Origin of the sequence: Rheinheimera sp. UJ63 (assembly GCF_021568285.1) — a bacterium.
Lineage (GTDB): Bacteria > Pseudomonadota > Gammaproteobacteria > Enterobacterales > Alteromonadaceae > Alishewanella > Alishewanella maricola.
Map to the genome: position 1 here is coordinate 858340 of NZ_JAKGTQ010000002.1, position 15023 is coordinate 873362.

Annotated in this window: 14 protein-coding genes and 1 pseudogene; 4 read left to right on the forward strand and 11 right to left on the reverse strand. The window is 44.9% G+C overall.

All coding sequences use genetic code 11. The features are described from left to right. Window positions 1-6 precede the first annotated feature (6 nt). Together L1N97_RS09940 and L1N97_RS17070 are read right to left on the reverse strand one after the other, a co-directional pair. Window positions 7-333, reverse strand: a complete 327-nt coding sequence (locus tag L1N97_RS09940; RefSeq protein WP_236129676.1) for a hypothetical protein — start codon at window positions 331-333, stop codon at window positions 7-9. Window positions 334-434: 101 nt separating this feature from the next. Next, entirely contained in the window at window positions 435-626 is a 192-nt protein-coding gene (locus L1N97_RS17070; protein WP_371930772.1) for a PLDc N-terminal domain-containing protein, read from the reverse strand. Between the two features lie 356 nt (window positions 627-982). On the opposite strand from L1N97_RS17070, the gene L1N97_RS09945 reads away from it, so the two are divergent. Beyond that, complete coding sequence (locus L1N97_RS09945) at window positions 983-2146, forward strand: integrase core domain-containing protein (protein WP_236129677.1); 1164 nt, start codon at window positions 983-985, stop codon at window positions 2144-2146. A 54-nt stretch (window positions 2147-2200) separates the two neighbouring features. Here the strand turns inward: L1N97_RS09945 and L1N97_RS17075 are convergent. The 5 genes and pseudogenes from L1N97_RS17075 to L1N97_RS09965 form a co-directional block, all read right to left on the reverse strand. Next, window positions 2201-2518, reverse strand: a pseudogene (locus L1N97_RS17075) (RDD family protein); the annotation flags it as partial. A gap of 102 nt (window positions 2519-2620) precedes the next feature. Further along, window positions 2621-2968 carry a hypothetical protein gene (locus L1N97_RS09950; protein ID WP_236129678.1) on the reverse strand — a complete coding sequence of 116 codons (348 nt, stop codon included), beginning with the start codon at window positions 2966-2968 and terminating at the stop codon, window positions 2621-2623. A gap of 112 nt (window positions 2969-3080) precedes the next feature. Continuing rightward, on the reverse strand, window positions 3081-3887 hold the full coding sequence (locus L1N97_RS09955) for an alpha/beta fold hydrolase (protein ID WP_236129679.1): 807 nt from the start codon (window positions 3885-3887) through the stop codon (window positions 3081-3083). Window positions 3888-4084: 197 nt separating this feature from the next. Beyond that, entirely contained in the window at window positions 4085-5647 is a 1563-nt protein-coding gene (locus L1N97_RS09960; RefSeq protein WP_229588548.1) for a transposase, read from the reverse strand. A 170-nt stretch (window positions 5648-5817) separates the two neighbouring features. Further along, the gene (locus L1N97_RS09965) at window positions 5818-6336 is read right to left on the reverse strand and encodes a hypothetical protein (RefSeq protein ID WP_236129680.1); all 519 of its coding nucleotides are present in this window, start codon (window positions 6334-6336) and stop codon (window positions 5818-5820) included. Between the two features lie 586 nt (window positions 6337-6922). On the opposite strand from L1N97_RS09965, the gene L1N97_RS09970 reads away from it, so the two are divergent. Then, the gene (locus L1N97_RS09970; RefSeq protein ID WP_226751653.1) at window positions 6923-7468 is read left to right on the forward strand and encodes a YaeQ family protein; all 546 of its coding nucleotides are present in this window, start codon (window positions 6923-6925) and stop codon (window positions 7466-7468) included. 84 nt (window positions 7469-7552) lie between these two features. Here L1N97_RS09970 and L1N97_RS09975 read toward each other — a convergent pair whose 3' ends face one another. From L1N97_RS09975 to L1N97_RS09985, 3 genes are all read right to left on the reverse strand, one after another. After that, window positions 7553-8128: a glutathione S-transferase family protein gene (locus L1N97_RS09975; RefSeq protein WP_236129681.1), complete on the reverse strand. Its 576-nt coding sequence runs from the start codon at window positions 8126-8128 to the stop codon at window positions 7553-7555. A gap of 186 nt (window positions 8129-8314) precedes the next feature. Further along, the gene (dcd, locus tag L1N97_RS09980) at window positions 8315-8908 is read right to left on the reverse strand and encodes a dCTP deaminase (RefSeq protein WP_226751655.1); all 594 of its coding nucleotides are present in this window, start codon (window positions 8906-8908) and stop codon (window positions 8315-8317) included. A gap of 2 nt (window positions 8909-8910) precedes the next feature. Next, complete coding sequence (locus L1N97_RS09985) at window positions 8911-9807, reverse strand: Mrp/NBP35 family ATP-binding protein (protein WP_236129682.1); 897 nt, start codon at window positions 9805-9807, stop codon at window positions 8911-8913. A gap of 129 nt (window positions 9808-9936) precedes the next feature. Here L1N97_RS09985 and metG point away from each other — a divergent pair, with 129 nt between their 5' ends. Together metG and L1N97_RS09995 are read left to right on the forward strand one after the other, a co-directional pair. Next, a complete protein-coding gene (metG, locus tag L1N97_RS09990; protein WP_236129683.1) occupies window positions 9937-11997 on the forward strand; it encodes a methionine--tRNA ligase in 2061 nt (686 codons plus the stop codon). Between the two features lie 33 nt (window positions 11998-12030). After that, window positions 12031-13491 carry an MFS transporter gene (locus L1N97_RS09995; protein WP_236129684.1) on the forward strand — a complete coding sequence of 487 codons (1461 nt, stop codon included), beginning with the start codon at window positions 12031-12033 and terminating at the stop codon, window positions 13489-13491. Between the two features lie 35 nt (window positions 13492-13526). On the opposite strand, the gene L1N97_RS10000 is transcribed toward L1N97_RS09995, so the two are convergent. Beyond that, window positions 13527-14987 carry a hypothetical protein gene (locus L1N97_RS10000; protein WP_236129685.1) on the reverse strand — a complete coding sequence of 487 codons (1461 nt, stop codon included), beginning with the start codon at window positions 14985-14987 and terminating at the stop codon, window positions 13527-13529. Window positions 14988-15023: the final 36 nt, after the last annotated feature.

Consider the following 15023-nt stretch of genomic DNA (forward strand, 5'->3'; position numbering starts at 1 on the left):
CACGTGTTAGGGTTCATTGCATTTCACCAGAACACTGACAACGCCGCCTTCGCCATAGTACGACAGCGACTCTGGGATAATGGTACAAGCCTGATTTCCAGCAATTTTTTGCTCAATTTCTGTTTGCACAAAATTGAAATATTCTTCTTTCTCTTGGGCATCATTTACACTTGGAAAAATAAATTTAGAGTAATGATAAAAATATTTACCCTTTCCATATTTCGATGAATTCACCGATTTTGCTCTTGGATCAAGCTCAGCAAAATACGATGAGCGAGTGCATCCACAAAGAACAATAAAGGCAACCAATGTTATTGTAGGGTAATTTTTCATGCCAGCAGCCTAACGCAGCCAGCCGCGGCCGAAAAGCAATGCAGCTAATTTGAGGTGGCGCGAATAACGGCAGCGTTGCTGACTGGCCTTATTAAATGCCATTAGCGCTGTTGTACTCTCTTTGCAGGCTGAGTCACGATCAAGTAAATGATGTAGCTAAGTAACGGAAAAAATACAACCGCTAAAGACCAACCAAACTTTGCACCACCGTGGGAACGGCTTGATAGGATCACATGGATCAATGGCAAAACCATTATGATTAAAAAATGCCAAATACTTATTCCACCCATCATAAATTTAATCCTAAATTAAGTTGAACATTAAAATCTTTCGCAAGACTACTATTAATTTAATATCGCCAAAACCGGCAGCCGGAACATAGCGTAGGTTGTCCGGCGCCGATAGGCTCGAAATTGGTGTCTTTGTTAAGCATTTTGGTCAAATTTAACTGGCTCTTTACCTAGTTGGCGAATTACTACGGTGCCTGCTAATTTGTCGTGAAGACCTTGTTTTCGCTTATCTACTCCAACCCAGATATAGCCCAACAATAAGGGAAGATGTATGAGTTATAAACATAGGTAACACTTTGTTATCGATACATGGGTAACACTTTTCATAAACTATAAGCATCCCAAATGAGGAGGTGCTTATGCCTTGGAATGAGTTAAACCTAATGGATAATAAATTATTATTTCTTGCTGATTGCTTGCGTAAGAATGAACCTTTCTCAGTCATTTGCGAGCGTTATGGGATCAGTCGAAAAACCGGCTATAAATGGCTAAACCGCTATAAAGAAAACAATGAAGATGGTTTAAAGGAGTTAAGTCGTAAACCGCATTCACACCCATGCGAGACGCCTTACTCAATCCGTAAAAAAATCGAAGAATTACGAACGAGCCCAATGATCACATTAGGCGCTAAAAAGATCCAAAGGAAATTACAAGTCATCTACCCGGATGTCACCCCTCCTTCTGTTACCACCATTCATAAAATCCTGACAAAGTTAGGATTAGTTGAAAAACAACATATTAAAAAGCGCGTTCCTCGACACACAGGCAAGCTAAAACCTTCAACAGAGCCTAATGAATTATGGTCAGTAGACTTCAAGGGCGAGTTAAAAATGAATAACGGTGAACTCTGTTATCCACTCACTGTGATGGATGATAATAGCCGCTATTTATTAGGTTGTGAGGGGCAGGTAACAAACGGACATAAAGCCACCATCAGCACATTTAGACGGTTATTTAATGAATATGGATTACCCGAGCGGATAAGAAGTGACAATGGCGCCCCTTTTGCGACTAAGGGAGCGGGAGGGTTATCTACTTTATCGATGTGGTGGATTAGATTAGGTATTTATCCTGAACGAACTCAGCCTGGTAGGCCACAACAAAATGGTAAGCATGAGCGAATGCACCGTACGTTAAAAAAAGCGATTAACTTAGCCAGTGTTTCATCTATGAGTGAGATGCAGACACAATTTGAGACATTTAAAACAGAATACAATAATGAACGTCCCCATGAATCGCTTGATTTAAAAACCCCTTCAGATTGCTATAAGCCCTCTTTGCGGCCTTTCCCTAAAAAGCTTCCGCCGTTGATTTATCCTGGCTATTACAGTGTCAAGAAAGTAATGAAATCAGGCGTATTTTATTGGAAGAACGGACAGGCTTATGTCTCAAATTTATTAGCTGGTGAGTGGGTGGGTATAGAAGAAGTTGACGAAGGAATTTACGATGTGTTTTTCGGTTTTTACAAGTTGGGACGCTTTGATATTAGCACTGATACGAATTACTGGACTGTAAAACTGTAACCTATGTTTGTTTAACGAAGTGTTACCTATGAACTTGACTTTACAAAGAGCTGCAACTATGTATGCGAAATATCGACCAATAGCCTGACCTAGGGATAGCTTGCCACCGGTTTTTGCATCTACTATTTTCAGACGTAAAGCCATTTTTCCTGGTGTTCCGAAAAAACGAAGCCAAAACCAAATAGTTGCGACAAAGGGCAGGATATAGCTAAATATTAAGTCCCAAAACCCATAATATAACTGTTCACCAACCCAGTATTCCTCTCCATAAATAAGCGTTAAAGGAACGAAGCAGACAATTATTATAACGACCAGATCAATTAAAACCGCTCCAAAACGAATCCAGAAACCAGCGTACTCTTGATTTTCCATTTATCTAACACTCCATAATTTAATTAAGAGGATACGTAACGTCCCGCGCATGTGTGCCAACTTGTCAGCGTCGAAGGGCCGTAAGCCGAATGAAGCAAATTGTTAGCTGCTAACCTTATTAATCATTAGCGTGAGTTTTTGCTCAGCAATTGCTATTGTTGCTTCTTTGCCGTAGGCAACAGTAAATGAAGGATGTATCGTGCTATCACCCACGGTAACAACAGCTACAACACCTGCGGTCTCATCTTGGTTTGGCGTAACGGTGAGGGTATAGCTAAAGCCATTATCCATAGTGATTGACGCCATTTTATCTGCTTCAACCATCATGGTTGGAGCTGCCACTCGTTTTCCTTGAGAGTACACAGATGTAGATACTTGATAAGTGTCAGCCGCGAAACAGGACGCCGACGCCAGTAAAGTAGTAACCAATAAACTTGCCTTAATTTTCATTTTAACTTCCTTGTATGTGGTGAAGGGAAAAAGCCGCTAACGCAAAGCTTTGGGGCGGCTGAAGCGCAGCGTAAGCCGTTCCAAATGCGTTAGCGGCGACAATAGCGCCTTGTTAGTGTTTTATAAGCCGCTCAATAATTAGGGTAAGTTCACCAACTACTAATTCAGGCTCGTCAAACTGCACAAAATGACCACTCATCTCTGTTAACACTGCCCGCCCTTGTGGAAAAGCTTCGGCCCATTGTTTCCATGTCTCACCCCACTTGAATACACCTTGATCACTATCAAGCAAGTGCGGAGGATTGGGATTTTTTTTGATCGAGGCAATAACAGTAACTGGCATGTCTTTGATTTGTGGGTAGTTCGGTAAAGGTCTCTTACTCCAAAAATCCAAGTAGTTGTTTGACATACCATTTTCCATATCAGCAAGCTTTACCGCAGCAATTTCTTTGTTAGCCTGCTCTAAATTAATAGCCCGCATAATATCTACATCATGCTCCGAAGACGGATCAAGCATAAGTAGTGCCTGTATTTGAGCAGGGTAAGCCACTGCAAAATCTCGAGCTACATTACCGCCATAAGAATGAGCAATTAAAATGACAGGCTGCGTAATCCCTAAATTTAGTAAAAGGTTGCTGGCATAATGAGCATACTCGTCAGAAGTAAAATGACGCTTTATTTTAGTTGAATTGCCATTACCTACCCTTGAGTAGCGAATAACTGTCGCTTTCTCAGCAATTTTATAGAAGACCGGATCCCAGTCAGATAGACCTGCACCAGCACCGCCTTCCAGCAGGACTGTATACTCACCACTGCCAGCGATTTCATATTCCAGCTCAAAGTCCCCAACCTTTGAAAGCTTCGGTTCTGCGACCACAGAAAAGGACAACACAAAGAACGATAACAAAATGAATTTCAAAAAATCTCCTTAAAACACTAACGAGCCTGTAGAAAAACCTGCTCAGAACACAGCATTTCCACTTCGGCTATTCTGTTTATTATTTGTTATCAACTTTGCAGGTTTCTGGTGAGAATTTCAAGACAAGATTTATTCTGATGTTAATTTGCTTCTGTAGGCGCACTATTAGCGGAGTTTATACCACTTCTCACCTAGTTTTACCCCACTTTGCCATATCGGCTTACTTTCTCTAAGTTATGCACCATACAGAACAACTGCCATTGGCCTTGTACTTTGGTTTTACCACGCAAACTAAAGCGTTTTAGCCCTTTGTTAGTGCCAATATTGCCAAACACCGGCTCTACTACCGACATCCTATGACTATAGATTTGTTTACCGGCTTCGCTATCTACCCGCTGCTTCATCCAATCAGTGTAATTTGGCGGTGCATTAGCTTTAAGTAAAAAGGATACTTGTCGACCGCTTCCCTTTCGATGATTGGCGGACTCAGGATGTACCATGCATTGCTCTTTTAAATCACAACCTCGGCACTGCAAGAGCTTACCGGTAAACAATGCGCGTTGTTGACCGTCAGGTTCCGGCCTAATGCCTCGGCTTGATAGCAATAACCCCGAAGGACAAACACAGGTCATCGCTATCGGGTCAAATTCAAAAGCACTGGCCGGAATAACAACCTTTTGTCCAACCGCCTTATCTTGGTGCCGCTTGCCGTACTTCTGCTTTTGCTCGCTGAATTTCGGGTCACGCTTTCTAAACTGGTTATCCGGTACATAACCATTTATCTTCTGTTGGTATAAATAGCTATTGTTGGCTTCATTCGCAAAGCCGGTATCGGCCGTCACGATAGTATTACCGGCAAAGATATCCTCGCTAATCCCCATCCGTTTATAGCGCTGCTTTATCTTTTCTAACACCGGCACCAATGTGTGATGCTCTTGCCCTTCTCCGAACGCTTGTGCATCCACGATTATCTGATGCTTCTTATCCACAGCAGCCACACCGTTGTAACCCTGAATAGTGCCTTTGCTGGTGGTCATTTTGGCTGATTCGTTGTCGGTGATATTACTTTTCACTTCCTTGCGCTGTTTGCCCTGGCCCATCCGTGGACTGGCGGTCTTTAAAAAGTGTTCGATTTTGTCATGCGCTTTATTAAGTGTCTCTATGCTTTGCTGGTGCCTAGCTTTACGCTCGTCATCGGCGTTCGCCTGCGCATCCAACTTTTTATGCTGTTCCAGATGGTAGCGAATTTGCCGCTTGAGTTTATCCCTTTTAGCGCTCAGCTCTTTAAACGTGCCTGACCATTCCTTGGCAGCGTTAGAAGACATTTTGCAGCCATCGATAGCGAATAGTTCATTGCCTAACAACCCTTGTTGATGGCAAACCAATAACACCTGCTCAAAAAGCTGGGCAATTTGCACCGATGAGCCACTGACAAAGGCTGCTATCGTCGTAAAGTGCGGCACGGTATCGCACGACAAGGCTTTAAAGATAATGTTCGTTTCGCAGCACCACTGGATTTCACGGCTTGAGGTAATGCCTTTGGAATAAGCGAACAGAATGATTTTCAAAAGCACCGCAGGATCATACGCTGGGCGACCATTATCTTCATTCTGGTATTTGCAGTGAAATATCGACAAGTCCAGCTTGTTATCAATCAGGTAATGAATGGCATGTTCAAACGTGCCAGGCTGCAGTTGATCAAGGTAATTAATCACAACCATGGCATTTTGGTTGTAGTCGTAAGGGATATATTTTGGCATCAGGCGTTGTCCACTTTTTAACCAGGCAACGCTATTTGATCACAAACTTGATCGCGTGAAAAGAGGTTTTTCTACAGCCTCAACGCTGCCAGCAGCGGCCAAAAAGCCGCGCAGCGGATTTGAGGTCCAGGCCACATAGTGGCCGTTGCTGACTGGCTTTGTTATGAAGATTAATCAAACTTTTCAAGAACTTTCTTGGCAAGTTTCCCTTGCCACGCAATACTTCCCTCGGTATGTTGAATCTCAGCAATTTCGTCTCCTTGGTGCCACTGCCCCCAGCTCTCTTTAGCACAATCATATCCATTTTGGCTGTCAGTTAAATATTGCTCGAAAATCTGCGCATCAGATTTTTTTAGATATAACTTAATTTTGTGTCCTTCAGCATGCAACTCTTTAATCAGTCTCAAAATTTCTTTGTCTGCTTCAACCATATCAAGGCTCGACATGGAAAAATGATCATCACACTCACCTTTTAGGTAATGTTTCGAAATAAAATTGATCCGAGCAACTGTTTCGAAGAACCGCTCCTTTGCCCATAACTCCTTTTCCCAACGCCATTCCCTACGTTTTAATCTAAATGGAAAGAAAGAATTAGTTAGCCAAGCGCCGACAATAACACCAAGAAGAGGTAGCCCCAAAAATGGAATTAAATATTGAATACTAAACTGAAAAACATTATTCAAATTCATAACCATCCATTTGCTTGAGTGCCCTAGGTATCTTCATAACAGCTTAATAGTTTGGAGCGCCCATTATTACTAATCATGTAAACGCCCTTCTATCTTTTGTTAAATAGTTAAACTATCTAACAACATCGCGTAAATCAACAGATTTTCTCTAGCTCTTTTGAACCTATTGTAGAAAGCGTGTTTTAAACTAGCAATTTACTTAATAACAATAAATTCACCTAAAACTGTATATACATACAAGCTCATATATTTTAAAGCACCGAATATTTTTTCTGCCTTTTGGCAGTTTATGCACACGTATCGTGATGCCAAAAGAACCGTTGGGGCTTGTCAGTTTCGCCGTTGGCGAGAGGCTTTAAAAACTATCTGAGAGCTCGGTATCTGACGCCAAAGCTATCGCTTAGCATAAAGCTTCAGCAGGAACAGGCGGTAGATAGCTCGGTATCTGACGCCGAAGGTTTTTGCCCCTGAAGGTTGTGCAACACACTGCAGATAACCTTGCCCTAACCCATTGCTGCCATCAGCTCACTATTCAAAGCTTCAGGCTTTAAGGTACACTGCGTTTTTTTTAAAGCTGGGAATGGTTATGGCGCTTAAAGCGACAGTGTGCAAAGTACAATTGCAAATTGCGGATATGGATCGGCATTACTACGCCGATCACAGTTTAACCTTGGCGCAGCATCCTTCTGAAAATAACGAACGATTAATGGTGCGATTACTGGCTTTTGCCCTTAATGCCAATGAAACCTTAGGTTTTACCAAAGGGCTTAGCGGTAGTGAAGATGAAGCAGAGTTGTGGGACTTAGGTTTAGATGGTGTAATTGCGCATTGGGTTGAGTTTGGTCAAGTTGATGAGAAATGGCTGAGAAAAGCCTGTAACCGCGCTAAAAAGGTAACACTATATTGCTATGGTGGCCGCGTTGTTCCAGTGTGGTGGAAAGCCAACAGCGCGGCGTTAGCTCGCTATCAAAATTTAACCGTTATCGACATTCCTGAACAAGCAGTAGCGGATATGGCTAAGCTGTTTAACCGTAATATGCAAATTCAATGTAATATTAGCGAAAGCCAAATTTGGTTATCTGATGCGACGCAAAGCGTGTTAATTGAACCGGAAGTGTTGCAGCAAGGCTAAGTTATTACGCCATGGCATGAACGTCGCCATGGCGCTATTTCACTATTTCGCTATTTCGCTATTTTTAACTTACTACCCAAGATCTTAAGTTAAACGCGGATCGGTGGTTGCAATGGCAGCTTGTTGTTTACTTTCAGCGTAAAAGGCCTGCAGCGCTGGGTATTCGTCTAATTCTAACAGTTCTCTAAAGATCACCCAGTCTAGTAAGCTGTAAAGTGACATCGCGACATAATTCCACTCTGCAAACTCATGGTTTTGCGCTTGTTGCTCTAGCACGAACATCGAAGCGGCAATACGTTGTTTTTGTATATTAAAAAACAACCGATCTTCATTAGTATCTAAGCCACTGCGCGTCGATAAAAACAACGTAACCAATGAATCATTAATGGCGTTAATCACCGTTAATTGATTCTCTTGATACCAGCTTAAGGCGGGTAATGATAAAACCGTGGTGAGGTAACGGTAAATAACCCCTGAATCGAACACCATTTGCCCGTCATGCTCGAACATCGGCACTTTGAGTGTTGGGTTCAACGCTAAAAGCTTTTCACGATCGCCTTCTGCAAAGATTTGCATATCAACAAACTCATACGGCTGTGCCGCCAGTAACAAACGAATGCGCCGCACATAAGGTGAGGTTTGTGAGCCATATAATTTCATTTCACTTCCTTTAGAGCTGTATTGAGCTAATAAAAAATCATTTTTTATGCATTTAAAACGCAGAAGCCAACCACAATGCCTAGCACACAGTTGCCAGACTATGCAGTTTTATTGCATAATCATTGCGCTTCATTTTTGCTTTATAAGCTTGCGCCCACCTGATACGTGGGCTTTTTATTTTTTAGATCAGCCACCTTTATGGTCATGGCTGATGCGGCTGGCAACCGCCCCCGTTTGTTCTTTGTACTTCGCATCCAGCCGTTTATTGTAAGGTCTGGCAGCAGGGCCGGTCATCAGTTCAAAGTTTAACGCGCCTATTTTCATATTAGGGCGTAAAGCTAAGGGTAACTTACCACTGTTGTAAAACTCTAAAACGATATTACCTGACCAGCCCGGATCAATGCGATGTGCCGTCACGTGCACCATTAAGCCTAAGCGCGCTAGTGACGAACGGCCATCCAACCAGCCCACAATATCATCAGGCAAGGTCACTGACTCTAAGGTTACACCAATAGCTAATTCACCAGGATGCAGAATAAATACCCCATCATCGGCTAGCACGATCTCATCGCTCATAACGGAATGTAACGCCGCATCCACCTCGGCACGGGGGCCACTTAAATCGATGTAAGGTGCGGCATGCGCCACAAATACTCGAAACTTATTACCCAAACGAATATCGACACTCACGCCACTGATCATATCAACATCGGGGGCTGGCGTGATGCAAATTTTGCCGTCGGCTAGGTAGCGCTCTATATCGCGGTCACATAATCTCATGTCTAATCATCCGTTATTTTAATTTCAACCGAAGCGTGCTCCGGTAATTCACCGCTTACCCGCTTTAATAGCGCCAAGCTAATATCATGATACAAAGCGGCCATGGCCGCGTCGCCTTGTGTTAACGCCACGCCCAGATCCGACTGCTGACGAATACTCCCTTGCAAGGGTAATTGCCCTAGTACCGGGACTTGATGGCGCTCAGCCAACCTTAGCCCCCCGGCACTACCGAATACATCATCATGCGCACCACAGCTTGGGCAAAGGTAAAAGCTCATATTCTCAACTAAGCCCAGTACAGGAATAGACACTTGGCGAAACATACTAATGGCTTTTTGGGCATCGGCCAGTGCTAAATCTTGGGGTGTAGTCACCACAACCGCGCCGGTTACCGGTAACTTTTGTGACAAAGTTAACTGAATATCACCTGTGCCTGGGGGTAAATCAATCAATAATACATCTAATTCCGGCCAAATCGTTTCGTTAATCAGTTGCAGCAAAGCTTGGCTTGCCATTGGGCCACGCCAAACACTGGCATCCTCGGGATCCACTAAAAAACCAATAGATTGCAATGTTACCCCATGCTGCTGTAGGGGTTGCATTAATTTGTTGTCGGGCGAGCTTACCTTTTGCCCCGTTAAGCCAAACAAGGTAGGTAAAGAAGGGCCATAAATGTCGGCATCAAGCAGGCCGGTGCGCACACCCGCGTTAGCCATCGCCATGGCCAAATTTGCAGCCGTAGTCGATTTACCCACGCCACCTTTGCCCGACGCGACCAAAATAACCGTGTGGATCGCTTTAAATACCGGGGCCTGTTGGCGAATTGCCAACAACGCGTTTTGCCAAGGCTCAGCCTGTGGTGTTTGGGTTACTGCTGATTTTTTCAGCCAATTAAACATCGAGACTCCTCAAAAACCAAAAAGGGTGGCATTTTTCCCAGCAATCTGACAATGCCGGATGCGATTTAATGGCGGCTATAGTATCATTAGCGCATATATTTTCAGTCATTTATGTAAGAGCGATCTTTAATGTCAACACGGAAAATTCTGATCACCAGCGCCCTGCCGTATGCAAACGGCCCCATCCACCTTGGTCATTTATTGGAATATATCCAAACCGACATTTGGGCCCGCTTTCAGAAAGCACGTGGCCATCAATGTTATTACGTGTGTGCCGATGATGCCCACGGCACACCGATCATGCTTAAAGCGCAGCAGCAAGGCATTAGTCCTGAGCAGATGATTGCGCAAACCAAAATTGAACACAGCACTGACTTTGCTGACTTTGGCGTGGCCTTTGATAATTATCATTCTACGCACAGTGAAGAAAATCGCGAGTTTGCCAATACCATTTATAACCGCTTAAACGCTGCGGGACATATTAAACGTAAAGTCATTAGCCAGTTATACGATCCACAAAAATCCATGTTTTTACCGGATCGTTTTGTCAAAGGCGATTGCCCCAAGTGCGGCGCACAAGATCAAAATGGCGATAGCTGTGATGTCTGCGGCGCAACCTATAGCCCAACAGAAGTTAAGAATCCACGGTCGGTTGTGTCAGGCGCAACGCCCATTTTAAAAGACAGTGAACATTACTTCTTTGACTTACCGGCCTTTGCAGAGATGTTGCAAGCCTGGACACGCAGCGGTGCCCTGCAAGATGAAATGGCCAATAAACTACAAGAGTGGTTTAAAGATGGCCTCCAAATGTGGGATATCAGCCGTGATGCGCCCTACTTTGGTTTTGAAATTCCAGATGCGCCAGGTAAGTTTTTCTACGTATGGTTAGATGCCCCCATTGGCTATTTAGCCAGCTTTAAAAATTTGTGCGATCGCATCAATGTCGATTTTGACAGCTTCTGGGCACCCGGCTCAGATGCCGAGGTTTATCATTTTATCGGCAAAGATATTATTTATTTCCACAGCCTGTTTTGGCCTGCCATGTTAGAGGGCGCGGGCTTTCGCAAACCCAACGCGGTTTATGCACATGGTTTTGTCACGGTAAATGGCGCGAAAATGTCAAAATCGCGCGGCACCTTCATCAAAGCACGTACCTATCTAGAGCACTTAGATCCTGAATACCTTCGCTATTATTTTGCCAGCAAATTAACCAGTGGTATTACCGATCTCGATTTAAACCTCGAAGATTTCACGCAAAAAGTGAATGCTGATCTCGTCGGCAAAGTGGTCAATATCGCCAGTCGCTGTGCCGGTTTTATTAGTAAGCGCTTCAATGGCACCTTGTCGGCAACGCTGGCCGAGCCAGAGCTGTATCAAGATTTTATTAATGCCGGTAGCAGCATTGCGCAAAGCTATGAGCAACGTGAATTTGCGAAGGCCATTCGCGACATTATGGCGCTTGCTGATCGTGCGAATCAATATATTGATGCCAAAGCGCCTTGGGTATTAGCCAAAGACGAGAGCAAACAACAAGAAACGCATGATGTTTGCTCTATGGGTTTAAACTTATTCCGCGTGTTAATGCATTATCTTAAGCCGGTGTTACCGAAAATGGCCGCGGATAGCGAAGCCTTTTTAAATACCGAACTGCTGTGGCAACACTACCAAAGCCCTTTATTAAATCATGCGATTAACCCGTTTAAAGCCTTAATGCAGCGTGTCGATCCGGTTAAAGTGCAAGCCATGGTCGCGGCGTCTACCGAAAACTTACAACCCACAGCAGATGCCAGCAGCACAGCCGCAAAAGCGAAAGCACCGGCTGCTGCGCCAATAGCAAGTGCAGAGCGTGAACCGATTAGCGACACCATCAGCATTGATGATTTTGTCAAAATCGATTTGCGCGTCGCCAAAATTATTGCCGCCGCGCCGGTTGAAGGCGCTGACAAGTTAGTGCAATTAACCTTAGATATTGGCGCGGGTGAAACCCGTCAGGTATTCGCAGGCATTAAAGCGGCCTATACTCCAGAAAGCCTTGTCGGTCGCCAAACGGTGATGGTCGCTAACTTAGCTGCACGCAAAATGCGCTTTGGTTTATCTGAAGGTATGGTGCTCGCAGCAGGGCCTGGCGGCAGTGATATTTTCTTGTTAAGCCCAGATGACGGTGCTCAGCCTGGGATGCGCGTTAAGTAACGCGTAACACAGTTCAACACTTAGAGGTAAAGGATGCCATCGCCATTTCGCAGTTTTTCGTCGCTGTTTTCCACCACGCTGATTATGGTGTTGGGAGCCGGCCTACTGACCACCTATTTAGCGTTGTCATTAGCCCGCGATGGTGTCGAGCAACTGTGGATTGGTGGCATGATGTCGGCTTACTATTTCGGTCTGGTTGCGGGCTCCAAAGTAGGCCACAAACTTATTGCCCGGGTGGGTCATATTCGCACTTTTGTGGCCAGCGCCAGTATTGTAACGGCCTCGGCCCTGTGCCACGCACTTACCGATACACTCGAAATTTGGTTACTGCTGCGTGTGCTCGTGGGCACCGGCATGATGTGTCAGTATATGGTGCTAGAAAGCTGGCTGAACGAACAAGCCGATAGCTCACAACGTGGCTCAGTGTTTGCGGGTTATATGATTGTGTCTTATCTTGGCATGGTCGGCGGTCAAACGCTGTTGTCGTTCTTTCCACAGCTAGGAATAGAACCGTTATTACTGGTTGGCATCTGTTATGCGCTGTGCATTGTGCCTATTGCGCTCACTCGGCGCATTCACCCACAGCCGCTGCATCCTGCACCGCTTAAAATCATGGCGTTTTGGCGTAAAGTACCGCAATCACTCACCACCATTTTAATTGCGGGAGGGATCTCCGGTTCGTTTTACGGTTTAGCGCCAGCCTTTGCGGCGGGTATTGGCCTTAGCAATAGCGAAGTAGCCAGTTTTATGTCTGCCACTATTTTAGCCGGCTTATTAGCGCAGTGGCCGATGGGTAAGCTATCGGATCGGATCCCGCGAAGTCGTCTGGTCCGGATCAATAGTGCTTTGTTAGGCATGATTGTGTTAGTGATTGCCTTAGTCCCCCTTAACACCCTGCTGTTGTTAGCGGCGACCTTCTGTTTTGGGATCCTCGCCTTTACTTTATATCCGCTGGCGACAGCCATGGCCAACCAGCGCATTGAACAAAGTGAGCGTGTCGCGCTATCCGCCACTATTTTGCTAACCTTTGGCATTGGGGCAACCTTAGGGCCCTTAGTGGCCTCTTTTAGCATGCAGCTGTTTGGTAATAGCATGCTTTACCTCTATATGGCGGTGTGTTGTGTGATCTTGTTCTTGCGCTTGGCGCGGGTGAATTACAATCAAAAAGTGGCGACCCGACTGCTATCCGAACAGCAACCTTCCGATTATCAACTGGCTTCGGGTGATTTAGTGTCATCGCCTTTAGCGGCCGCTTTAGATCCGCGAGTTGATGAAGAGCTGGTACAGCAACAAATGCGTGATGATGTTGAGCCGCTAGCAGAACAAAGCACGACAGCAAATGAAGCAACTGCAGAAGGCGTCGCCCAGTCAGATGTTGCCTCTGAGCCGACAGTGCAACACAACAGCTTTGTGCCCAATATCCAAGAAGATGCGCCCCCTTTTGCTCCCTCTGACAGCTTGGTAGAGCCGGAATCAACAACCACAAAACCCTAAGCACGAGTTGGCTCGGCTTAGGGCGCTTTGCTGGCTTAGTTCGAGATCACTATGGCTTTATTCCACAAGTTTTGGTTTTTGGTATGTAAAAAATAATCATAGGGATGCCAAAACTTCGGAATGAGCGGTGAAGCCATGCGCTCTTGGAAGTCGTAAACGAGCTTGCGTAAAATATCTAACAAACGCTCTTCAGGGATCACTTCAAGCTTTTTACGGGCTGGCGCAAAATATAAATTATTTTCAATGCTTAACACGCAAGCTCGCGCAGACGCTTGGTAAGTTAAACTGTAGGTCACAATACGACAAAACGGCTGGCGGAAATTACTCGGATAAAGCCCGGCAACGATGGCGTATTCATAACGATCCATGTCGTTACCATCAGAGTCTTTTGGAATATAAGGCAAGCCATAACCTTGCGGAAACATCCCGACAATCCGCAAAAATCCCGCCACACTATTTTTACTAATTTTGCCCAGCTCAGCACTTTTATCTAGCGCCAAAGCGGCCTTTGGCAGATCTTCATAATTGTAAGATTGCTTGGTTGATAACACCATCGAGGTATAGATTTGCGGGATCCGCAGCACATTACCAATGCCCTCTTGCGGCCGAGCCGCTTGTTTCAGCAACAACAGCAATAACTCACGTTTTTGTTCTTCATCACGCACAAAGCGATCTCGCTCATCACGATCGCGTCCACGATAACGGCCCTTACTCAGTGCATGCTGCACATAAGTAAAGGCTTCATTGTAACTGTCTTGTAAAAAAGCATTGCGCTCATCCGCCTCGAGTTCACGAAACTCATCGAAGTTACCTTCAGGTCCTTTCAACAGCAATTGGCAGCTGGGATGACAACGGCCGATATCTTGTAAAATCGCCGCCATCAGCACCGTGACATGAATGTTATCGCGATAAGGATGGTGAATAGCATTATCCGCGTAAGGGAGTTCTTTACTGGCTTGATAACATTCCATGATATACGGATGATCAATCAGACCGTCCATAACTAAACGGTCTAACAGGCGTAAACTGAGTAATGCTTTATAAAGATGGCGCGCTTTTTGGTTGGTCTTGGCGACCTGTCGGCCTTTAGTGGGCGACATTAATTGGATCGTACCGAGCATCTTGGCGGTTTGTTGGTTCGTATCCACAAAGGTGTCACTTTGGCATAGTTGTAATACGTCATAACAAATCGCTTCTAGCTCGCTATAACGCTGAAATTTCGCCTCTTCAACGTGATTATTGAATTCTTGAGATTGGCTTTCGGCCTCTTTTAAATTGCGTGCTGTACCCTTACCTTTCGCGCCGCTTTGATTGTTTTCAAATAAATACAATTGCTGCTCTAACGCAGCAGCCTGCGCATCTTCTTGCGGCTTAGCGGCAAACCAGAGCACCGCTTGCTCATAAATGGAGTCTTTCAACGGACTATGGTTATAAATCCGCTCTATTAGCCTTTGCACCGTTTTTGCGTAGGTGGCCTTGCCAAAACTTACTGCCATGCGTATGTCGTCCTTTCACTTGGCGAAACACCAATC

Bases quoted from the DNA above. Each gene is read 5' to 3' on its own strand.
- L1N97_RS09940 (WP_236129676.1), bottom strand. From the start codon at position 333: ATGAAAAATTACCCTACAATAACATTGGTTGCCTTTATTGTTCTTTGT.
- L1N97_RS17070 (WP_371930772.1), bottom strand. From the start codon at position 626: ATGATGGGTGGAATAAGTATTTGGCATTTTTTAATCATAATGGTTTTG.
- L1N97_RS09945 (WP_236129677.1), top strand. From the start codon at position 983: ATGCCTTGGAATGAGTTAAACCTAATGGATAATAAATTATTATTTCTT.
- L1N97_RS09950 (WP_236129678.1), bottom strand. From the start codon at position 2,968: ATGAAAATTAAGGCAAGTTTATTGGTTACTACTTTACTGGCGTCGGCG.
- L1N97_RS09960 (WP_229588548.1), bottom strand. From the start codon at position 5,647: ATGCCAAAATATATCCCTTACGACTACAACCAAAATGCCATGGTTGTG.
- L1N97_RS09965 (WP_236129680.1), bottom strand. From the start codon at position 6,336: ATGAATTTGAATAATGTTTTTCAGTTTAGTATTCAATATTTAATTCCA.
- L1N97_RS09970 (WP_226751653.1), top strand. From the start codon at position 6,923: ATGGCGCTTAAAGCGACAGTGTGCAAAGTACAATTGCAAATTGCGGAT.
- L1N97_RS09975 (WP_236129681.1), bottom strand. From the start codon at position 8,128: ATGAAATTATATGGCTCACAAACCTCACCTTATGTGCGGCGCATTCGT.
- dcd (WP_226751655.1), bottom strand. From the start codon at position 8,908: ATGAGATTATGTGACCGCGATATAGAGCGCTACCTAGCCGACGGCAAA.
- L1N97_RS09985 (WP_236129682.1), bottom strand. From the start codon at position 9,807: ATGTTTAATTGGCTGAAAAAATCAGCAGTAACCCAAACACCACAGGCT.
- metG (WP_236129683.1), top strand. From the start codon at position 9,937: ATGTCAACACGGAAAATTCTGATCACCAGCGCCCTGCCGTATGCAAAC.
- L1N97_RS09995 (WP_236129684.1), top strand. From the start codon at position 12,031: ATGCCATCGCCATTTCGCAGTTTTTCGTCGCTGTTTTCCACCACGCTG.
- L1N97_RS10000 (WP_236129685.1), bottom strand. From the start codon at position 14,987: ATGGCAGTAAGTTTTGGCAAGGCCACCTACGCAAAAACGGTGCAAAGG.